Below are 20,001 nucleotides of genomic sequence, written 5' to 3' on the forward strand. Positions count from 1 at the left end.
GCGCGGGTCACTCCGTCTTCGGGAGGCCGGGCGGGTTGGTCTGCGACTCCTCGACGGCCTCGGACTCCAGGCCCCACCGCTGCAGCACCTGGAGGTACGTGCCGTCCTCGATGGCGTGGTTGATCGCGGCGGTGATGGCCGGGGCCACCTCGTTGCCCTTCTTCGTGGCGACGGCGATCTGCGCGGTGTCGGGCCAGCCGCCGTTGAGCGTGCCGACGACCCTGAAGTCCTGCGGGGAGATCGCCGCCTGGTACGCGAGCGACGCGTTGGGCCCGACGTACGTCTCGATGCGCCCGGACTGGAGCGCGAGCAGGACGTCGGAGAACTGCTCGTAGTACTCGGGGCCCTGGATGGGCTCGAGGCCGTCCTCCTGGTTGAGGCGGTCCCACTCGAGCACGATCTTCTCCTGGTTCGTCCCGGAGCCGACGGCGACGACCTTGCCCGCGATGTCCTCGCGCTTCGTGATCGACGTGATGTCGGAGTCGGCGCCCACGAGCCAGCCGAGCTCGTCGTTGCGGTACGTGGAGAAGTCGATGGTCTCCTTGCGCTCCTCGGTCACCGTGACGTTGGAGATCACGGCGTCGACGTCGCCTGAGCCGAGCGCGAGCGGCCAGTCCGCCCAGGCCTTGACCTCCAGGCGTAGGTCCTTGCCGAGCGCGTCGGCGACGAGCTGCGCGATGTCGGTCTCGTTGCCGATGGGCGTCTCGTCGTCGTCGGCGAGGAAGCCGAGCGGCGGCGCCGCGCCCGCGGAGATCGCGACGACGAGCTCGTCCTTGTCCTTCCAGGCGTCCGGGAGGAGCGCGACGGCCTCGGCCGACTCGGTGGTGCGGATGCGGTCCTGGTCCGGGCTCGTGCTCACGTCGAGGGCGTCCGACACGGACGTCGTGCTCTCCTCGGTGGCCGCGTCCTCCTCCGCGGCGGCCGGGGCCTCGGTGCTCACCCCGGAGCAGGCCGCGAGCGCCAGCAGGGGCACGACGGCGAGGGCGGCGAGCGCGCGGGGGGCGCGGGCGCGGGTGGTCGTTGCGGTCACGGGTGTCCTACCTCTCGGGTGGTGCGTCGGGGTGACGCGGGAGTGCGGTGCGGGACGGCCGGGCGGCCGGTCGCGGGTGACGACGTCGGGAAGCGGTGGTGGGCGCGGTACGCGGGGCGGCTGCGGGTCGAGGACCCCGGCTCGCCCCGGGTCAGAGGACCTTCTGGAGGAAGGCCCGGGTGCGGTCGTGGCGCGGGTGGTCGAGCACCTCGGCGGGCGTGCCCTGCTCCACGACGACGCCGTCGTCCATGAACACGACGGTGTCGGCGACCTCGCGGGCGAAGCCGATCTCGTGCGTGACGACGACGAGCGTCGTGCCGGTGCTCGCGACGTCCTTGATGACCTCGAGCACCTCCCCCACGAGCTCGGGGTCGAGCGCCGAGGTCGGCTCGTCGAACAGCAGCACCTTGGGCCGCAGCGCGAGCGCGCGGGCGATGGCGACGCGCTGCTGTTGCCCGCCGGAGAGCTGGCGCGGCCGCGCGTCGGCCTTGTCCGCGAGCCCGACGCGCTCGAGCAGCGCGCGGGCCTCGGGCTCGACGTCCTCGCGGCGGCGCCGCTGCGCCGAGACCGGCGCCTCGACGACGTTCTCGAGCGCGGTGAGGTGCGGGAACAGGTTGAAGCTCTGGAAGACGAACCCGATCTGGGTGCGCTGGCCGAGGATCTCGCGCTCCTTGAGCTCGCGCAGGGTGTTGCCCTTGCGGCGGTACCCGATGAGCTCGCCGTCGAGCGAGATGAACCCCTTGTCGACCTTCTCCAGGTGGTTGATCGCGCGCAGCAGCGTCGACTTCCCGGAGCCGGACGGGCCGAGCACGACCGTCACGGACCCGGGCGGGACGGTGAGCGACACGTCGCGCAGCACCTCGAGGGTGCCGAAGCTCTTGTGGACGCCGTGGATCTCGACGAGCCCGGCGGTCGCGACGTCGGTGGTCGCGACGACGGCGCTCATGCCGCACCTCCCGCCGTGCGCGCGGTGCGCGTCAGCACGCCCACGCGGGCGCGGGCCGCGTACGCGGGCGGGACGGAGTCGGGCACGGGCCGGCCGGAGAGCCGCGACGCCCAGACCAGGACGGTCCAGCGCGCCTTCTGCAGCGGCGTCGGCGGCAGCGTGCGTACGGCACCCTTCGCGTAGTGCCGCTCGACGTAGTACTGGACGACCGTGATGAGCGTGGTGAGCACGAGGTACCAGATCGACGCGACGATGAGCAGCGGCACGACGCGGCCGTTGCGGCCGTAGATGACGCTGACGATGTAGAACAGCTCGCCGTACGCCAGCACGTAGACGATCGACGTGCCCTTGAGCAGCCCGATCACCTCGTTGACGGCCGTCGGGATGATGGAGCGCATCGCCTGCGGCAGGATGATGCGGCTCACCTGGCGCCGCTTGGGGATGCCGAGCGACGCGGCGGCCTCCTGCTGCCCCTGGTCGACCGAGAGGATCCCGGCCCGCACGATCTCCGCCGAGTACGCGGCCTGCGAGAGCCCGAGCCCGAGGATCGCGGCCCAGAACTTGTCGATCACGGACAGCGTGTCGAAGTACAGGAACTCGGGCCCGAAGGGGATGCCGACGCTGAGGTACGGGTAGAGGTACGCGAGGTTGTACCAGAGCAGGAGCTGCAGCAGCAGCGGCACCGACCGGAACACCCACGTGTACGTCCACGACACCGACTGGAGGAGCGGCGAGCGCGAGAGGCGCATGAGCGCGAGGACCGTGCCGAGCGCGAACCCGACGACCGACGCGACGAGCGTGAGCCGGATCGTCGCCCACGCGCCCTCGAGGATCGACGGCCACGTGAGGTACTGCGCGACGACGCCCCACTCCCAGCGGTCGTTCGTCACGAGCGAGCTGACGACCATGGCGAGCAGCACCGCGACGCCGGCCGTCGCGGCCCAGCGGCCCGGGTGCCGCGCGGGGACGATGCGCAGGCTCTCGAGCGGCAGCGCGTCCTCGACACCGCCGCTCCGGTCGGCGGGGTGCCGGCCCGACGGCGGCGCGAGCTGCCGGGACTCGTCCTGCGGGAGCGACACGGTGCTCATGACGCGACCTCCAACCACTTCTCGAAGGCGAGCGGGCCGATCTCCTCGGGATCGGTCCCGGTGTCGAACAGGGGCGTGTAGCCGGTCGCGAGGTACAGGCCGGCGGCCTCGGGCTGGCGCGGGCCCGTCGTGAGGTACACGCGCCGGTAGCCGCGCTCGACGGCGCGGCGCTCCAGCTCCGCCAGCACGAGGCGCGCCAGCCCGCGGCGCCGGTGCGCCGAGTGCGTCCAGATCCGCTTGAGCTCGGCGGTGCGCACGGCGGGCGACCCGTCGCTGCGCCGCGCGGACTGCCGGGCGAGGCGTGCCGGGTCACCGAGCTCCTGCTCGGTCCGACGGCGGAACGCGCCGCCCGCGACCGGCTCGCCGTCCTCCAGCACCAGCACGAGCTCGCCGTGCGGCGCCGCGAAGTCCTGCGCGGGGTAGTGCTCCATCTCGGCGCGGAGCTCCTCGGCGCTCAGCACGCGCTGGTACCGCGTCCAGTACTCGTGGGAGAGCTCGTCGAGCAGCGGCCGCACGAGCGGGTCGTGCATCGCGACGGACCGGACCTCGCGCGTTCCCCGCCCGGTGGGGCGCGCGGCGACCGCGGTCACCGGGGTGCCCTCTCGCCCGCGGTGACGGCGAACGGCACGTGGTTGCCCTCGACCGGCGCCGGGCAGGTCCCGAAGTCGCTGAACGCGTACGGGAGGTTGATCGCCCGGTTGAGGTCGAGGCGCACGCGCCCCTCGGCGCCGGGCGCCACGTCGGCGTCCACCCACAGCACGCGCCAGGGCGCGACGGCCTCGTCGAGGTGCAGGGCCTCGTCGCTGAACAGCAGCGTCACCGCGCCGCCGGCCTTGCCCGTGAGGACGAGCGTCGCGCGGTGGGAGACCCCGTCACGCTCGACCACGAGGTCGACCTCGCCGACCGTGCTCACGTGGTGCACCAGCCCGGGGCGCGCGGCGCCGACGACGACGGGCCGCGGCGCGTCGTACCAGCGCACCGCCGCGTCCACGACCCAGGCGGGGTCGTAGGCGAACGTCGGGACGCCGTCGAACCCCGTCCGGGCCGGAGCGAGCGGGTCGCGCAGCCGGACGGCGTACCGGCCCGTGCGGCGCACGACCTCCACCGCGACCTCGCGCGTCTCGCCCCCGTCCGCCGGGTCGCCCGCGTCCCGGCCGTCCGGCAGGAACGTGCCCGCGACCGAGGACCCACCCTCCGTGACGACCACGGTCCCGACGGAGTCGCCCGTCGTCGCCCGGACGGCGCCGCCCTCGTCCGCGCGGTGGTGCGCGCCGTCGGCGTCGGCCCACCAGAGCCCGGGCACGCCGGGCAGCGCGGCGGGCTCGGCCGGGAGCCAGTGGTACGCGACGAGGCTCAGCCAGCCGTGCGGCGGCCGGAGCCCCTCCTCGCGCTCGGCGTGCCATGCCGCCCACGCGGCGGCCTCGTGCGCCTCGTCCGCCGTCCCGGGGGCGGCGGGGTCGTCGGCCACGGTGCCCGTGGCGGTCAGCGTGCTCTGGCTCATGGGTCCTCCGAGGTCGGTACGGTGCAGGTCTGCGGTGCGGGTGCGTGCGGGACGGCTACGGTCGGCCGACGAGCTCGGCGGAGGCCGCCGAGGGCTCGGGGTCGGCGGCGCGCGGCGCGGTGCCGGGCCGCGCGAGGCCGAGGTGCTCGCGCAGGGTCGTGCCCTCGTACTCGGTGCGGAACGAGCCGCGCTCCTGGAGCAGCGGGACGACCTGGTCGAACACGTCGTCGAGCCCGCCCGGCGTGAGGTGCGGGACGAGGATGAAGCCGTCGGACGCGTCCTCCTGGACGTGGCGGTCGATGTCGTCCGCGACCTGCTGCGGCGTGCCGACGAACCCGCCGCGCGACGTCACCTGGATGACGAGCTCGCGGATCGACCAGCCGTTCGCCTCGGCCTGCTCGCGCCACGCCGCGGCGACCGCCGCCGGGTCCTTCGCGTGCCGCACGCGGCCCCGCGTGATCGACAGGTTCTCCGTGTCGGGCTCGACGTCGGGCAGCGGCCCCTCGGGGTCGTACGCCTCGAGGTCGCGGCCCCAGACCTGCTCGAGGAACGCGATGGCCGTCGGCCCGGAGACCTGCTGGAGCCGGATCTCGCGAGCGCGCTCCTCGGCCTCGGCGGGCGTGTCGCCCAGCACAACGACGGTCGCGGGCAGGATCTTCAGGGAGTCGCGCTCGCGCCCGTGGGCCGCGAGCCGTCCCTTGACGTCCTCGTAGAACGCGCGCCCGGCGTCGAACGTCGAGTGCGCGGAGAACACGACGTCGGCGGTCGCGGCGGCGAAGTCGCGCCCGTCGGCGGAGTCGCCGGCCTGGAACAGGACGGGGTGCCCCTGCGGTCCGCGCGGCGTCTCGAACAGCCCGACGACGTCCGCGTACGTGCCGTGGTGCGCGACCGGCCGCACCGACCCGGGGCGCAGGAACTCGCCCGCGATCCGGTCGGCCAGCACGGCGCCGTCGTCCCACGAGTCCCACAGGGCGCGCGCGACCTCGACGACCTCGGCCGCCCGGGCGTAGCGCTCGGGGTAGGGCAGGTACCCGCCGCGGCGGAAGTTGGCGCCCGTGAAGGCGTCGGGGCTCGTCACGAGGTTCCATGCCGCACGACCCTCGGAGAGCAGGTCGAGCGTCGCGAACTGCTTCGCGAGCTCCCACGGCTCGTTGAAGGTCGTGTTGATCGTGCCCGCGAGGCCGAGGCGGTCCGTGACGGCCGCGAGCGCGGCGAGCACGGGCAGCGTGTCGGGGCGACCCACGACGTCGAGGTCGTGGATGCGGCCCTTGTGCTCGCGCAGGCGCAGGCCCTCGGCGAGGAAGAAGAAGTCGAGCTTGGCGTCCTCGGCGCGGCGGGCGAGGTGCTCGAACGAGGCGAAGTCGATCTGGCTGCGCGAGCGGGGGTCGCTCCAGACGGTGGTGTTGTTGACGCCCGGGAAGTGGGCGCCGAGGTGGATCTGCTTGCGGGGGCGCGTGCTCATGTCGTCGGTCCGTCCGGGGTCAGGCGATCGCCGCGTAGCGGTTGGCGGGGAGCGGGAGGCCGAGCGTGTCGCGCAGCGTCGTCCCGGGGTAGGCGGTGCGGAACAGGCCCGCGCCCTGGAGCAGCGGCACCACGCCGTCGACGATCGCGTCGAGGTCCGTGCTCAGCGACGACGGCCGCAGCAGGAAGCCGTCGGCGGCACCGGCGTGCACCCACTCCTCGACCGTGACGGCGAGGTCGCGCGCCGTGCCGACGTGCGTGAGCGAGTCGGTGTCCCACGAGACGCCCTCGAGGTCCTCGAGCAGGTCGAGGCGGGCCTGCGCGCTCGCGCGCGTGTCGCCGACGACGACGTAGGCGTCGACGAGGACCCGCAGCGCGTCGGGGTCGCGCCCGGCGTCCGCGGCCGCGTCGCGCACCTGCGACCGGAGCGCGACGGCCTCGTCGCGGGTCGCCGCGCGGACCCGGACGACGTCGGCCCGGCGGGCCGCGAGGTCGAGCGACGCGGGCGTGTCCGCCCGCACGACGACGGGCGGCTGGCCCTGCGGCGGGCGCGGCGTGATCGACGGCCCCTTGACGGCGAACCGGATGCCCTCGTGGTCGACGTAGTGGAGCTTCTCGCGGTCCACGAACCGGCCCGTCGCGACGTCGCGGATCTCGGCGTCGTCCTCCCACGAGTCCCAGAGGCGCGTGACGACCTCGACCGCCTCGTCCGCCTCGGCCACGGCGTCGGGCTCGTCCTGGGCGCCCTTGCGCCCGAAGGCCGCGGCCTCGGCCGGGGTCGTGGACCACCCGACCTGCCACCCCGCGCGCCCGGAGCTCACGTGGTCGATCGTCGCGATCGCCTTGGACACGTGGAACGGCTCGGTGTGCGTGGTGGTGACGGTCGGGACGAGGCCGATGCCCGCGCTGCGGGGCGCGAGCCGGGACGCGACGAGCGCGGCGTCGAGGCGGCCCCGCACGGACCCGTTGCGGCTCGGCTGGAGCGTGAACGCGTCGTCGAGCGTGACGAGGTCGAGCTGGCCGCGCTGGGCCGTGGCCACGAGCTCGACGAGGCGCTTGGCGTCGAAGAGTCGCTGGGCCTGGGAGCCCACGGTCCGCCAGGCGGCGGGGTGCGCGCCGGCGTCGGTGAGGTCGACGCCGAGGTGGAGGGTGCGGGCGGGGCGGGGGTCGGACATCGCGAGGATCCGTTCTCAGTTGAGCCGACGGCGCGCTCAGGGCGCGGCGGGGTGCCGGAGGGTGGGCAGGGCGGTCCGGCCGCGCGCGGCGGCAGGACGGGCTGGGGAAGCCGGGAGGGACCCGGACCGCGCGCGGGTGGCGCGGGGTGTCAGGGACGGGTCGTCGTCAGCGACAACAGGCGACGCGCGCGGGACCCGTGGCCCCGAGGGCGGGGGCGCCGGGGGCGCCCGCGAACGGACAGGGGCACGTCGACACGTGCGCGGTGCTCACCGCGGTGCTCGACATTCGCCGATCCATCGTCCGTCTCCTTCGTGCCCGTCGCCGGGCTCCGCGTCGTTGCCCCGCGCCGCGCGTGGTCCGCGCGACGCGGGACCTGGTCCTCACCCGGGGCACCCCACCGCGCGGGAGGGTTGCCGTCCGACGAGCCGGGGCTTGGCGTCGGAGCTCATGACCATGTCCTGTGACCGGGGTGCGTCGACCTCGGTTGCGCGGGAACTTACGAGCGGCCACCGCGGGGTGTCAACGCACCGAGGAGACCTTCCCACATACTGGACTCGATCGGTCAACTTTGAGCACCCACGACGCTGTTTGCACCGAGTGCATCGATGCACTTAGTGTCATGACGTGCCCCTCCCCTCCGCGACCGAGCCGTCGGGCGTGCCCGCGCCCGACCTGGCGACCGACCCTGCGACCGGCCCCGCGACCGATCGCCGCGCCGCGCTGCGCGCGCGGCACCGCCGCGCGATCGTCGATGCCGCCGCGTCGCTCATGGAGGAGAACGGGGGCGCCCGGTTCACGGTCGACGACCTGGCCGCACGCGCCGACGTCGCGCGGCGCACGATCTTCAACCACTTCGCCTCCTTGGACGACGTCGTCGTCGAGGTGTGCGAGGACGTGCTGGGCACCGTGGTCGACGCGCTCGGGGCGAGCGCGGCCGATCCCGGGACCGACCGCACGACCCCGCTCGACGACGTCACCGCGGCGCTCCGCGGCACGGACCTCGTCGGCCCGATGGCCTACCTCACGCGCGCCCTCGGCGGCACCGCGACCGAGCCCACCCCGCGTGTCACGACGATGGTCGTGCGCACGTTCACCCACCTCGCCGAGCGCCTGGTCGCCGAGACCACGCGGCGGCACCCCGACGTCGACCCGCTCGAGATCGAGATGCTCGTCGGCGCGCTCATGGCCGGCGTCCTGGTGATCCAGCGCCGCTGGTGGGCCGCGACCGGCGCCACCGACGACGACGCCTCGCGCCGCGTGTGGGCCGACCTCCTCGACCGCCTCGTCGACCGCGTGCGCGCGGGCTGGGCGAGCCCCGCCTGACGCCTGCCACCTCCCCGCCCGGCCACCCGGCCGCCGGCACCGACCACCCCACCCGGACCGCCTCCCGGACCGCACCGGACTCCCACCCGAAGGATCCTCATGGCTGAACTCCTCTACCGCCTCGGGCGCGCGTGCGCGCGCCGGGCGCGGACCGTCCTCGCCGCGTGGCTCGCGGTGCTCGTGCTGGCCGGCGCGGCGTTCGTCGCGTTCGGCGGCTCGCTCGCGAGCAGCTTCTCCATCCCCGGCACCCCGACCGCCGAGGTGACGGAGCGCCTGCAGACGGCGCTCCCGGAGGCATCGGGCGGGAGCGGCACCGTCGTCTTCGCCACGGAGGACGGCTCGGCGTTCACGCCCGAGCAGGAGGCGGCGATCTCCGACCGCCTCGCCGCGGCCGAGGAGGTCGACGGCGTCGAGACGGCCGTCGACCCGTTCGCCACGCAGGCCGAGCTCGCGGACCAGCGTCAGCAGGTCGAGGACGGCCGCACCCAGATCGAGGCCGGGCGCACGCAGCTCGAGGACGGTCGCACGCAGCTCGCCGCGGGCCAGGAGCAGCTCGACGCCGCGCGGACCCAGCTCGACGAGGGCCAGGCCCAGCTCGACGCGGCACGCGCGCAGGCCCAGGCCGCGGGCGCGCTCGACCAGGTGGCGCCCCAGCTCGACGCGCAGCAGGCCGAGCTCGACGCCGGGCGCGCCGAGCTCGACGCCCAGGCCGCGGCGCTCGACAAGCAAATGACCGCGCTGGAGGACCAGAGCACGACGCTCGAGGAGCAGTCCGCCCAGCTCGAGGCCTCCGCGCCGCTGCTCGAGATGGCGTCGGAGATCCGCATGGTGTCCGAGGACGGGAGCGCCGCCGTCGCGAGCGTCGCGTTCACCGAGCCGAACATGAGCATCGAGCAGCAGACCAAGGACGACCTCGTCGCGGTCTTCACCGACGACCCGGTCGAGGGTGTCCAGACGGACTTCTCGTCCGACATCACGCAGGGCGTCCCCCAGGTCTTCGGCGTGGGCGAGGCGATCGGCCTCGTCGTCGCGGCGATCGTGCTGGTCGTCATGCTCGGCACGCTCGTCGGCGCCGGGCTCCCGATCCTCACCGCGCTCATCGGGGTCGGCATCGGTGCGCTCGCCGCGATGTCGCTCTCCGGCGTGGTCGAGATGTCGTCGGTGACCCCCGTGCTCGGCCTCATGCTCGGGCTCGCGGTCGGGATCGACTACTCGCTGTTCATCGTCAACCGGCACCGCCGCCAGCTCAAGCAGGGCGACGACGTCCAGGAGTCGATCGCGCTCGCGAACGGCACGTCGGGCAACGCCGTGGTGTTCGCCGGCGCCACGGTGCTCATCGCACTCCTCGCGCTCAACGTCACCGGCATCCCGTTCCTCGGCCTCATGGGGACCGTCGGCGCGCTCTGCGTCGCGATCGCCGTGCTCATCGCCGTCACCCTCACGCCCGCCCTGCTGAGCATGATCGGGACGCGCATCCTCAGCCGCCGCGAGCGCGCCGCGCTCGCCGAGACCCAGGCTCCGGGCGAGCCGGGCGCCGCGACCGACGCCGCGCCGTCGGGCACGACCGCTCTGGACGGGACGAAGCCCGTCCGCCCGATGTCCACGCTGCGCGCCGTGGGCACGGCGATCCTCGCCGTCGTGGCGCTCGGGGTGATCGCGCTCCCCGCGCTCGACCTGCGGACCAACCTGCCCGACGGGTCGTCGGAGGCGCACGACTCCACGCAGTACCGCGCGTACTCGACGATCGCCGAGCAGTTCGGCGAGGGCACCAACGGCCCGCTGCTCGTCGTCGCCGACCTCCCGGGCGAGCCCACCGAGGCGGAGGCGCTGGAGTACCAGGTGCAGGTCGCGCGGTCGCTCTTCGCGCTCGACGACGTCGTCGCGGTCGCCCCGGTCGGGACCTCCGCGGACCGTACGGTCGCCGCGTTCCAGGTGATCCCCGCCGAGGGGCCCACGAGCGCGTCGACGGAGGAGCTCGTGCACGACCTGCGCGCCCTCGAGCCCCTCCACGGGGACGTGACGCTGGGCGTCGCCGGCTCGGCCAGCGGCAACATCGACATCTCCGACAAGCTGGCGCAGGCGCTGCCGATCTACCTCGCGGTCGTCGTCGGGCTGTCGCTCGTCATCCTCGTGCTGGTGTTCCGGTCGATCTTCGTGCCGGTCGTCGCGACGCTCGGGTTCATCCTGTCCTACTTCGCCGCGCTCGGCGGGGTCGTCGCGATCTACCAGTGGGGCTGGCTCTCGGGGGTGTTCGGCGTCGAGACGCCGGGCCCGATCCTCAACTTCCTGCCCACGATCCTCGTCGGCATCCTGTTCGGCCTCGCGATGGACTACCAGCTCTTCCTCGGCTCGGGGATGCGCGAGGCGTACGCGCACGGCGCCCCGGCGCGCGTCGCGATCGTCCAGGGCGTGCGCGCGGGCCGGGCCGTGGTGACGGCCGCGGCGATCATCATGATCTCCGTCTTCGGCGGGTTCGTCTTCTCGCACAGCGCGATGATCCGGCCCATCGGGTTCGCGCTCGCGTTCGGCGTGCTGGTCGACGCGTTCGTCGTGCGCATGCTGCTCGTCCCGGCGCTCATGCACCTCGTGGGCGACAAGGCGTGGTGGCTCCCCCGCTGGCTCGACCGCATCCTGCCCGACGTCGACGTCGAGGGCGCCGCCCTGGAGCGCCGCCACCCGCACCACGAGACCTCCGTCGATACCCCGGAGCCCGCGCGCGGCTGACCCTTTCCGGCGTCGAACCCGGGGTCGTTCCCCACCGTGAGCCACGCGTGGGGAACGACCCCGGGTTCGACGTCAGGGGCGGGGCACGTGGACCGTCGCGACGATCGCGCGGTGGTCGCTGCCGGGCACGTGCAGGGAGTCGACGTCGGTCACGACGTTCTCCCGATCCGTCACCACGTGGTCGAGGTTGAGCACCGGCGGGACGGTGCCCGGGCGCGGCGACCACGACAGGTCGAGCCCGCCGCCCGACGCGCGGCTCGCGTCGTGGAACCGGTCGCCCAGGAGCCGCCGGAACGTCGCGTGGTCGTGGGTCGCGTTGAAGTCGCCGACGAGCACCTGCGGGAGGGGGTCCGCCGCCGCCCGCTCGGCGAGCGCGGCCGTCTCCTCGCCCCAGACCCGCACGTACTCCGGGATCGGCGGGATCGGGTGCACGGCGGTGACCCGCACGGGCACGCCGTCGACCTCGACGGTCGCGGACGGCATCGCGTCGTTGGAGAACGGCTCGAGGTCGACGTCGTCGAGCGGCAGCGCGCTCCACAGCCCGCTGCCGAGCGCCCCGGACCCGACCTTCGCGTCGGCGCTGTACGGGAGCACGTCCTCGATGCCCGCCGCGACGAGGCGCTCGCGCAGGTCGGTCGTCAGCTCCAGCACCGCGAGCACCTGGACGTCCTGCTCGCGCACGAGGTCGACCAGCGCCTCGGCGTCCGCCGACCCGAGCCACGCGTTGGCGCCCATCACACGCATGGAGGCCGCGTCGTCGGGCGGCGCCGGACCGGGCACGAACGCCGGCACGAGCCACACCGCCTGCGCGGCGACGCACACAGCGAGCAGCGCCGCGAGGACCCACCGGCGCGCGACGAGCGTGACCACGAGGCCGACGACGGTCGCCGCCGCGACGAACGGCGTGAACCCGACGACCTGTGCGAGCGGCGTCACCGCGTCGTACGGCACCGCCCGCACGAGCGTCAGCAGGACGCCCACCACGGTCCCGACGGAGAGCAGCACCGTGAGCACCGGACCGCCGAGCCGCCGTCGGGCGGTGACGCGCGCGGGCGGGAGGCTCGTGGTCGCCGAGGTCATGCCCGGACTCTGACACCGTCGCGGCACGCACCGCGACCCGCCGCACCACCTCGCCCGCCGACCTCCACCGAACCCGCCCACCCGCCGAACACGACGTTGCTGTCGTTCTCGGGCTCTTTCCGACAGCGACCCCGTGGTCGACCGCGCGGAGGGTCGTGCTCGGCGGCCCGGTCCGGGCGGCGGGGGTCAGGAGACGACGACGCCCCGGTCACCTGTGCGGTGACCGGGGCGTCGGTGGTGCGGGTGTCAGCCGAAGATGGACGGCAGCGTGCCGCGGAAGGCCGCGTCCGCCTCGCTGAGCGGGACGGTGAACAGGCCCGCGACGTCGAGCGCCTCGCCCGACTCGGCGACGGCGCCGGGCTCGGTGCCCGTCTCGCCGATCTTCAGGACGGGGACGCCGCGCGCGACGCACGCGTCGACGAGCTTGGACTCCTCGCCGCGGGGCACCGCGACGAGCGCGCGGGCCGTCGACTCGGAGAACAGCGCCTCGAACGGGGTGACGCCGTCGCGCTCGGTCAGCGCGTCGAGCGACACGGTGGCCCCGACGCCGAAGCGCAGCGACGCCTCGAGGAGCGCCTGCGCGAGCCCGCCCTCGGAGAGGTCGTGCGCGGCCGACACGAGGTCGTCGCGGCTCGCGTTGACGAGGACGCCGGCGAGCGCCTTCTCGGCCGCGAGGTCGACCTGCGGGGGCACGCCGCCCAGGTGGCCGTGCTCGACGTCGGCCCACGCCGACCCGTCGAGCTCCGCACGCGTGGTGCCGAGGAGGTAGATGCTCTCCCCCGTCTCGCGCCAGCCCGACGGCGTGGCGTGCGCGACGTCGTCGAGCACGCCGAGCACGCCCACGACCGGGGTCGGGTGGATGGAGGAGTCGATCTGGCCCGGCTCGCCGGTCCCGTTGTAGAGCGACACGTTGCCGCCCGTCACCGGCACGCCGAGCTCGCGGCACGCGTCCGCGAGGCCCTCGATCGCCTCGACGAGCTGCCACATCGAGTCGGGGTCCTCGGGCGAGCCGAAGTTGAGGCAGTCGGTCACGGCGAGCGGGCGGGCGCCCGTCGTCGCGACGTTGCGGTACGCCTCGGCGAGCGCGAGGCGGGCGCCCGTGCGCGGGTCGAGCTTGCCGTAGCGGCCGTTCGCGTCCGTCGCGAGCGCGACGCCGAGGCCGGTGGACTCGTCGACGCGGACCACGCCCGAGTCGTCGGGCTGCGCGAGCGCGGTGTTGCCCTGGACGAACCGGTCGTACTGGTTCGTCACCCACTCCTTGGACGCGAGGTTGGGCGACGCGAGGAGGCGCAGGGCCGTCGCGCGGAGCTCGTCCCCGCTCTCGGGGCGGGCGAGCGCGTCGGCCTCGACGGTGCGGGCGTTGAGCCCGTCCTGCCACGACGGGCGCGCGTACGGGCGGTGGTAGACCGGGCCCTCGTGCGCGACCGTCCGGGGGTCGACGTCGACGATGCGCTCGCCGTGGTGGTCGATCGTCAGGCGCCCGGAGTCGTTGACCTCGCCGATCACGGCGGTCTCGACGTCCCACTTGCGGGTGATCGCGAGGAACTCGTCGAGCTTCTCCGGCGCGACGACCGCCATCATGCGCTCCTGCGACTCGGACATGAGGATCTCGCCCGCGTTGAGCGTCGGGTCGCGCAGCAGGACGTCGTCGAGCCACACGTGCATGCCGCCGTCGCCGTTCGAGGCGAGCTCCGACGTCGCGCACGAGATGCCGGCGGCGCCGAGGTCCTGGATGCCCTCCACGACCTGCGCCGCGTACAGCTCGAGGCAGCACTCGATGAGGACCTTCTCCATGAAGGGGTCGCCCACCTGGACGCTCGGGCGCTTGGCGGGCACGCCGTCCTCGAACGTCTCCGAGGCGAGGATCGAGGCGCCGCCGATGCCGTCGCCGCCCGTGCGGGCGCCGAACAGCACGACCTTGTTGCCGACGCCCGAGGCGTTGGCGAGGTGGATGTCCTCGTGGCGCAGCACGCCGAGGCACAGCGCGTTGACGAGGGGGTTGCCCTGGTACGAGGAGTCGAAGACGAGCTCGCCGCCGATGTTCGGCAGGCCGAGGCTGTTGCCGTAGCCGCCGACGCCGCTCACGACGCCGTGCACGACGCGCGCCGTGTCCGGGTGGTCGACGGCGCCGAAGCGGAGCTGGTCCATGACGGCGACGGGGCGCGCGCCCATCGAGATGATGTCGCGCACGATGCCGCCGACACCCGTCGCGGCGCCCTGGTAGGGCTCGACGAACGACGGGTGGTTGTGCGACTCGACCTTGAACGTCACGGCCCAGCCGTCGCCGATGTCGACGACGCCCGCGTTCTCGCCGATGCCGACGAGCAGGTGCTTCTTCATCTCGTCCGTGGTGGCCGCGCCGAACTTCGACAGGTGGACCTTGGACGACTTGTACGAGCAGTGCTCGGACCACATGACCGAGTACATCGCGAGCTCCGCGGCCGTGGGGCGGCGCCCCAGGATGTCGCGGATGCGCTGGTACTCGTCGGGCTTGAGGCCGAGCTCGGCGTACGGCTGGACCTCGTCGGGGGTGGCGGCGGCGTGCTCGACGGTGTCCAGCGTCGGTCCTGCGGCGGGACGAGCGTCGGAGCGTGCGGAAGCCTGGGGTGCGGGGGCGGTCATCGTTTCCCTCGGGTGGGCGCTGATGCGGGGAGCGCACGACGGCGCGGGGCCCAGTCTACCGGCGGGTCGCCGGGCCTCGTGGTCCCGTCCGCCCTCCGGTCGGCGTCCCCGTCGTCCCCCGTCCCGGTCCCGCCCGGGGCCGACCACGTGGGTGGCCCCAGCAGGCGGGTGTCAGGAGACGAGGCCGACGACGACCCCCACGACGCCCAGCAGCGGCGGGACGAGCTGCACCAGCGCGGCGCGCGCCTTGGACGGCGACGAGAGGATCAGCACGAGCCCGGCGGCGACCATCGACCCGACGCCCGCGAGGACGAGCGTGAGGCCCACGTCGTGCCGGCCCGTCGCGTACAGGACGATCCCGAGCACGACGAGCACCGCGAGGAACAGGTTGTAGAAGCCCTGGTTGAACGCGAGCTCCTTCGTCGCCGCGGCCTCCTCGCGCGACGTGCCGAAGGTCGCGCGCGTGCGCGCGCTCGTCCACGTGAGCGACTCCATGACGAAGATGTACCCGTGGATCGCCGCGGCGACCCCCGCGAGCGCCAGCCCGAACCCGATCATCCTCGGCCCCTCCCGGTCCGCGAGGCCGCACGGTGCACGACCTCCCGCCGGCGGGCCGGCCCGGGTCGCTGCCTCAGCGGTCCTCAGCGTTCCACAGGAGCGGCTCCGCCGCCGCGAGCGCCACGGCCAGCGCGCCGAGCACGAGCCCGACGCGCGTGTGCGGGAGCCGGACGCCCCGTGCGCGCAGCCGCTCCCCGCGGCGGTAGACCCACTTCTCCCCGGCGACGGCGAGCGTCGTCGCGAGCGCGACTCCCCCGATCGTTCCGGCCGCGACGACGCCGGGCGGGACCGGTGTCGGCTCCTCGCGGTCCGGCACGTACGTGTTGTCCTCGCGCGCGGCGCCGTCCGCCGGCTCGGCCCCGGGCCCGCCGGTCGTCCCGGTGCTCGCCGCCGCGACAAGGTCGCCGGCGTCGTCGGGCGACCGGACGGCGTCGCGCAGCGACCGGACGCCCTCGCGCGCGTCGCGACCCTCCGCGGTCGAGGTCACCGTGAGCACGGCACCCGCCGTCGCGACCGCGGTCTTGGCGAGCGCACGGGCCCAGCGCGGCCGGACGACGTCGGGCACGGCGTACCAGGCGACGGTCATCAGGCCCGCGATCGCCACGGCGCGCGGGTCGGCGGACCGCCGGGTCGGCTCGTGCTCGGTCATCGGGCCCCTTCGTCGGACGGGTGCGGCGCTGACGCGCTCGCCGACCTCAACGGACCACGCGCCCACGAAGTTCCGGCGGCGGACCCCTCGCCCTTGGTGCCGCCGAACCCGGGGTCTCTCCCCACGCACGGCCGAGGGTGAGGAGCGATCCCGGGCTCGGCGCCTGGTCAGGGCGCGACGGCGCGCAGGCGCTCGCGGAGGTAGCGGACCGCGGGGGCGTCGGTCATGGTCGCGCGCCACACGACCGTCACCGGGCGGGTCGGGACGGGCTCGCGCACGGGCACCGCGACGACGTCGGACGGCAGAGGTCCCCGGCCCAGTCGCGGGACGAGCGCGACGGCGAGGTCCTGCGCGACGACCTCGACCTGCGACGCGAACTCGAGGCACCGGAAGTCGATGCGCGGGACGCGCGGCTCGCGCGCGAACATGTGGCAGAACCACTCGTAGCAGATGGTGCCGTCGGGCGTGCAGACCCACGTCTCGTCGAGCAGGTCCGACGGCGTGAGCGCGGCCCGGCCCGCGAGCGGGCTCGACGCGTGCACCAGGACGTCGGCCTCGTCGCGGAACAGCTCCTCGGCGCGCAGGCTCGGCGGGAGCGCGAGGCCGACGCCCTCCCAGTGGTGCACGAGCGCGAGGTCGAGGGTCCCCGCCGCGACGGCCGCGACCGCGTCCCACGGCTCGGTCTCCTCGACGACGAGCCGCAGGTCCGGGACGTCGTCCCGCACGCGCGCGACGAGCGGCGCAACGACGCCGCGCACCGCCGTCGAGAACGACCCGAGGCGCACGGTCCCCGTGGGGCGGGCGCCGGCGTCGTGCAGGCGGGCCCGCAGCGACTCGACCTGCTCGCGCAGCGCGCGTCCCTCCTCGACCACGCGCCGGCCGGCGGCCGTGAGGACGACGCCGCGCCCCTCGCGGTCGAGCAGGCGCGCGCCGAGGTCGCGCTCCAGGCGCTTGACCTGCTGCGAGACGGCGGACGGCGTGTACCCGAGGTCGCGCGCCGCGGCGTGCACGGTCCCGGTGCGTTCGACGGCGAGCAGCGCGTCCACGGCGGCGAGGTCGATCATGACCCCAGGCTATCGGTTAGCAGAGCTACCGAGAACTGTGCACGACCGTGCGCTGGACGTGCACGATGACCACGGCGCACCCTCGTACCCATGCCCCTGCGCTCGTCCCTTCTCGCCGTCCTCGTCGCCGTCCTGTGGGGCGTGAACTTCGTCGTCATCGACCTCGGCCTGGGCGACGTGCCGCCCACGCTGTTCGTCGCCCTGCGCTTCCTCGTCGTGCTCGTCCCGGCGATCTTCCTCGTCCCCCGGCCCCGCGCGCGCTGGCGGGACGTGCTGCTCGTCGGCACGTTCATGAGCCTCGGCCAGTTCGGCCTGCTCTACACCGCGCTCGCGCTCGGCATGCCCGCCGGGCTCGCGTCGCTCGTGCTCCAGGCGCAGGTCGGGCTCACCGTCCTGTTCGCCGCCGCCGCACTGCGCGAGGTGCCGACGCGCTCGCAGCTCGTCGGCGTCCTGGTGGGTGCCGCCGGGCTCGTCGTCGTCGGCGCGGGGCGCAGCGCGTCGACGCCGGCGCTCGCGTTCGTCGTGACCCTCGCCGCCGCGGCGTCGTGGGCGGTGGGCAACGTCGTCGCGCGCCGGGCCGGCCGACGCGACCACGGCTCTACCTCGCGAGACCAGGGCTCCACCCCGGCCGACCAGGGCTCTACCTCGCGAGACCAGGGCTCCACCCCGGCCGACCAGGGCTCTACCTCGGCCGACCAGGGTTCTACCTCGGCGGGCCGGGGCGTTTCCTCGCGGCCCGGGCTGGACGGGTTGTCGATGACGGTGTGGTCGGCGCTCGTCGTCCCGGTCCCCATGCTCGGGCTGTCGCTCGCGCTCGACGGGCCGGACGCCGTCGGGCACGCGCTCACGCACCTCACGCTCGCGCCGGTCCTGTCGACCCTGTACACCGCGTGGCTCGCGAGCCTCGTGGGCTACGGGATCTGGAACACGCTGCTCGCCCGGTATCCGGCGTCGGCGGTGGTGCCGTTCACGATGCTCGTGCCGCCCGTGGGGATGCTCGCGGCGTGGGTCGTGCTCGACGAGGTGCCGAACGCGGCCGAGCTGCTGGGCGGCGTCGTGCTCCTGCTGGGCGTCGCGACGACGACGGGCGTCCTGCGCCGACGTCCGCGTCACGCCACCAGCGCACGCCCGACGTCCGCCGAGCCCGGGATCACTCCCCACCCGCCGGCCGACCTGGGGAGCGACCCCGGGTTCGGCGGGCCGGAGGCGACACGCGCGCGTTCGCGCTGACACGAGGCCGCGGCCGGGGGTTCCATGGAGGTTCGGGACGTCGAGACGCGAGGGAGCCTCTCATGAGCCAGACCGCGGGTCGCACGGAGGAACGGCAGCAGCCGGAGCTCAAGCGGGTCATGGGGCCCAGGCTCCTGCTCCTGTTCATCGTCGGGGACATCCTCGGCACGGGCGTGTACGCGCTCACGGGCCAGGTCGCGGGCGAGGTCGGCGGGGCGGCGTGGCTGCCGTTCCTGCTCGCGTTCGTCGTCGCGACGATCACCGCGTTCTCCTACCTCGAGCTCGTCACCAAGTACCCGAGCGCCGCCGGCGCGGCGCTCTACACGCACAAGGCGTTCGGCATCCACCTGCTGACGTTCGTGGTCGCGTTCATGGTCATGAGCTCGGGCATCACGTCGGCGTCGACGGCGTCCAACGCGTTCGCCGGGTTCGTCTCCGACGGCTTCGGGCTGGCCCTCCCGACGGGCGGCGACGGCAGGCTCCTCATCGCGCTCGGCTTCATGGCCCTCGTCGCGCTCGTCAACTTCCGGGGCGTCGGCGAGAGCGTCCGGGCGAACGTCGTGCTGTCGCTCGTCGAGCTGTCCGGCCTGCTGCTCGTGATCTTCGTCGGGCTGTGGGCGACGACGCAGGGCCGCGCCGACTTCTCCCGCGTCGTGGTGTTCGAGAGCGCGGACGACAAGAGCGTGTTCCTCGCCGTGACGGCCGCGACGACGCTCGCGTTCTTCGCCATGGTGGGCTTCGAGGACTCGGTGAACATGGCCGAGGAGTGCAAGAACCCCGTGCGCGACTTCCCGCGCATGATGCTCACCGGGCTGTCGATCACGGGCGCGATCTACGTGCTCGTCGCGATCACGGCCGTCGCGCTCGTGCCCGTCGGCGACCTCGTGGACGACTCGAAGGGGTCCGCGCTCACGCAGGTCGTCGCGGCGGGGGCGCCGAACCTGCCGTTCGACACGATCTTCCCGTTCATCGGCATGTTCGCGGTCGCGAACTCGGCGCTCATCAACATGCTCATGGCGTCGCGCCTGCTCTACGGCATGGCGAACCAGGGCGTGCTGCCTCGCGCGTTCGGCCAGGTGCACCCGTTCCGCCGGACGCCGTGGGTGTCGATCCTCGTGACGACGGCCATCGCGTTCGCGCTCATCGTGTACGTCGTGCGGCAGTCGGGGACCGAGGCGGGCACCAACGCGATCGCGCTGCTCGGCGGCACGACGTCGCTGCTCCTGCTCGTCGTGTTCACGATCGTCAACGTCGCGCTCCTCGTGCTGCGCCGCGACCGCGTCGACCACCAGCACTTCCGCACCCGCACGTGGCTCGCGGTCCTCGGCGCGCTCACGTGCGCGTACCTCGCCGGCCCGTGGGCGCGCAGCGCCGAGCAGCAGGAGCAGTACGTCATCGCGGGCGCGCTCGTCGGCCTGGGGGTCCTGCTCTCGTTCGTCACGTGGCTGTACAACCGCTCGGTGCGGCACCGCCAGATCGCGTTCTCCGACGTGTCGCGCCTGGAGGACGAGGTCCCGGACGAGTCCGACGACGACGGCTCCCGGTGAGC

Annotated in this window: 16 protein-coding genes and 1 riboswitch; of the genes, 4 read left to right on the forward strand and 12 right to left on the reverse strand. The window is 74.2% G+C overall.

What is annotated here, in order from left to right; genetic code table 11:
- Positions 1 to 7: 7 nt before the first annotated feature.
- The 7 genes from ABWU78_RS02420 to ABWU78_RS02450 all read right to left on the reverse strand — a co-directional run bounded on the left by ABWU78_RS02420 (position 8) and on the right by ABWU78_RS02450 (position 7,201).
- Positions 8 to 1,030 (reverse strand): ABC transporter substrate-binding protein, encoded by a 1,023-nt coding sequence (locus tag ABWU78_RS02420; RefSeq protein ID WP_439157457.1) that lies wholly within the window; start codon positions 1,028 to 1,030, stop codon positions 8 to 10.
- Positions 1,031 to 1,181: 151 nt separating this feature from the next.
- Positions 1,182 to 1,976 carry an amino acid ABC transporter ATP-binding protein gene (locus tag ABWU78_RS02425; protein ID WP_253055189.1) on the reverse strand — a complete coding sequence of 265 codons (795 nt, stop codon included), beginning with the start codon at positions 1,974 to 1,976 and terminating at the stop codon, positions 1,182 to 1,184.
- Complete coding sequence (locus tag ABWU78_RS02430) at positions 1,973 to 3,064, reverse strand: amino acid ABC transporter permease (protein ID WP_353707483.1); 1,092 nt, start codon at positions 3,062 to 3,064, stop codon at positions 1,973 to 1,975. Before ABWU78_RS02430 ends, ABWU78_RS02425 begins: the two co-directional genes overlap by 4 nt.
- Positions 3,061 to 3,654, reverse strand: a complete 594-nt coding sequence (locus ABWU78_RS02435) for a GNAT family N-acetyltransferase (protein WP_439157458.1) — start codon at positions 3,652 to 3,654, stop codon at positions 3,061 to 3,063. Before ABWU78_RS02435 ends, ABWU78_RS02430 begins: the two co-directional genes overlap by 4 nt.
- Positions 3,651 to 4,565: a DUF1684 domain-containing protein gene (locus ABWU78_RS02440; protein ID WP_439157459.1), complete on the reverse strand. Its 915-nt coding sequence runs from the start codon at positions 4,563 to 4,565 to the stop codon at positions 3,651 to 3,653. Before ABWU78_RS02440 ends, ABWU78_RS02435 begins: the two co-directional genes overlap by 4 nt.
- Positions 4,566 to 4,620: 55 nt before the next feature.
- Positions 4,621 to 6,027, reverse strand: coding sequence for an NtaA/DmoA family FMN-dependent monooxygenase (locus tag ABWU78_RS02445; RefSeq protein ID WP_439157460.1), 1,407 nt, complete (start codon positions 6,025 to 6,027; stop codon positions 4,621 to 4,623).
- Between the two features lie 19 nt (positions 6,028 to 6,046).
- Positions 6,047 to 7,201, reverse strand: coding sequence for an LLM class flavin-dependent oxidoreductase (locus tag ABWU78_RS02450; RefSeq protein ID WP_353707480.1), 1,155 nt, complete (start codon positions 7,199 to 7,201; stop codon positions 6,047 to 6,049).
- Positions 7,202 to 7,545: 344 nt separating this feature from the next.
- A riboswitch (SAM riboswitch) is annotated at positions 7,546 to 7,655 on the reverse strand.
- Between the two features lie 171 nt (positions 7,656 to 7,826).
- On the opposite strand from ABWU78_RS02450, the gene ABWU78_RS02455 reads away from it, so the two are divergent.
- Both ABWU78_RS02455 and ABWU78_RS02460 read left to right on the forward strand, forming a co-directional pair.
- Entirely contained in the window at positions 7,827 to 8,525 is a 699-nt protein-coding gene (locus ABWU78_RS02455) for a TetR/AcrR family transcriptional regulator (protein WP_353707479.1), read from the forward strand.
- 99 nt (positions 8,526 to 8,624) lie between these two features.
- Positions 8,625 to 11,249: an MMPL family transporter gene (locus ABWU78_RS02460; protein ID WP_439157461.1), complete on the forward strand. Its 2,625-nt coding sequence runs from the start codon at positions 8,625 to 8,627 to the stop codon at positions 11,247 to 11,249.
- 72 nt (positions 11,250 to 11,321) lie between these two features.
- Here ABWU78_RS02460 and ABWU78_RS02465 read toward each other — a convergent pair whose 3' ends face one another.
- The 5 genes from ABWU78_RS02465 to ABWU78_RS02485 all read right to left on the reverse strand — a co-directional run bounded on the left by ABWU78_RS02465 (position 11,322) and on the right by ABWU78_RS02485 (position 17,222).
- Entirely contained in the window at positions 11,322 to 12,329 is a 1,008-nt protein-coding gene (locus ABWU78_RS02465; protein ID WP_439157462.1) for an endonuclease/exonuclease/phosphatase family protein, read from the reverse strand.
- Between the two features lie 246 nt (positions 12,330 to 12,575).
- Positions 12,576 to 14,951 carry a phosphoribosylformylglycinamidine synthase subunit PurL gene (purL, locus tag ABWU78_RS02470; RefSeq protein WP_439157463.1) on the reverse strand — a complete coding sequence of 792 codons (2,376 nt, stop codon included), beginning with the start codon at positions 14,949 to 14,951 and terminating at the stop codon, positions 12,576 to 12,578.
- A 171-nt stretch (positions 14,952 to 15,122) separates the two neighbouring features.
- Entirely contained in the window at positions 15,123 to 15,509 is a 387-nt protein-coding gene (locus tag ABWU78_RS02475; RefSeq protein ID WP_439157464.1) for a DUF1304 domain-containing protein, read from the reverse strand.
- A 73-nt stretch (positions 15,510 to 15,582) separates the two neighbouring features.
- Positions 15,583 to 16,158, reverse strand: a complete 576-nt coding sequence (locus ABWU78_RS02480) for a hypothetical protein (RefSeq protein ID WP_439157465.1) — start codon at positions 16,156 to 16,158, stop codon at positions 15,583 to 15,585.
- A 167-nt stretch (positions 16,159 to 16,325) separates the two neighbouring features.
- Positions 16,326 to 17,222, reverse strand: coding sequence for a LysR family transcriptional regulator (locus ABWU78_RS02485; protein ID WP_439157466.1), 897 nt, complete (start codon positions 17,220 to 17,222; stop codon positions 16,326 to 16,328).
- Positions 17,223 to 17,312: 90 nt separating this feature from the next.
- Between ABWU78_RS02485 and ABWU78_RS02490 the strand changes: the two genes are divergently transcribed.
- Complete coding sequence (locus tag ABWU78_RS02490) at positions 17,313 to 18,452, forward strand: EamA family transporter (RefSeq protein ID WP_439157467.1); 1,140 nt, start codon at positions 17,313 to 17,315, stop codon at positions 18,450 to 18,452.
- A 62-nt stretch (positions 18,453 to 18,514) separates the two neighbouring features.
- Positions 18,515 to 19,999 carry an APC family permease gene (locus ABWU78_RS02495; protein WP_253055176.1) on the forward strand — a complete coding sequence of 495 codons (1,485 nt, stop codon included), beginning with the start codon at positions 18,515 to 18,517 and terminating at the stop codon, positions 19,997 to 19,999.
- Positions 20,000 to 20,001: the final 2 nt, after the last annotated feature.

The sequence above is a fragment of the Cellulosimicrobium sp. CpK407 genome (genome assembly GCF_051844275.1).
In the GTDB taxonomy this organism is placed as follows: domain Bacteria; phylum Actinomycetota; class Actinomycetes; order Actinomycetales; family Cellulomonadaceae; genus Cellulosimicrobium; species Cellulosimicrobium cellulans_G.

Coding starts and splice junctions, on each gene's coding strand:
- ABWU78_RS02425 (WP_253055189.1), bottom strand. CDS start 1,976: ATGAGCGCCGTCGTCGCGACCACCGACGTCGCGACCGCCGGGCTCGTC.
- ABWU78_RS02430 (WP_353707483.1), bottom strand. CDS start 3,064: ATGAGCACCGTGTCGCTCCCGCAGGACGAGTCCCGGCAGCTCGCGCCG.
- ABWU78_RS02440 (WP_439157459.1), bottom strand. CDS start 4,565: ATGAGCCAGAGCACGCTGACCGCCACGGGCACCGTGGCCGACGACCCC.
- ABWU78_RS02445 (WP_439157460.1), bottom strand. CDS start 6,027: ATGAGCACGCGCCCCCGCAAGCAGATCCACCTCGGCGCCCACTTCCCG.
- ABWU78_RS02450 (WP_353707480.1), bottom strand. CDS start 7,201: ATGTCCGACCCCCGCCCCGCCCGCACCCTCCACCTCGGCGTCGACCTC.
- ABWU78_RS02460 (WP_439157461.1), top strand. CDS start 8,625: ATGGCTGAACTCCTCTACCGCCTCGGGCGCGCGTGCGCGCGCCGGGCG.
- ABWU78_RS02465 (WP_439157462.1), bottom strand. CDS start 12,329: ATGACCTCGGCGACCACGAGCCTCCCGCCCGCGCGCGTCACCGCCCGA.
- purL (WP_439157463.1), bottom strand. CDS start 14,951: ATGACCGCCCCCGCACCCCAGGCTTCCGCACGCTCCGACGCTCGTCCC.
- ABWU78_RS02475 (WP_439157464.1), bottom strand. CDS start 15,509: ATGATCGGGTTCGGGCTGGCGCTCGCGGGGGTCGCCGCGGCGATCCAC.
- ABWU78_RS02480 (WP_439157465.1), bottom strand. CDS start 16,158: ATGACCGAGCACGAGCCGACCCGGCGGTCCGCCGACCCGCGCGCCGTG.
- ABWU78_RS02485 (WP_439157466.1), bottom strand. CDS start 17,222: ATGATCGACCTCGCCGCCGTGGACGCGCTGCTCGCCGTCGAACGCACC.
- ABWU78_RS02490 (WP_439157467.1), top strand. CDS start 17,313: ATGCCCCTGCGCTCGTCCCTTCTCGCCGTCCTCGTCGCCGTCCTGTGG.
- ABWU78_RS02495 (WP_253055176.1), top strand. CDS start 18,515: ATGAGCCAGACCGCGGGTCGCACGGAGGAACGGCAGCAGCCGGAGCTC.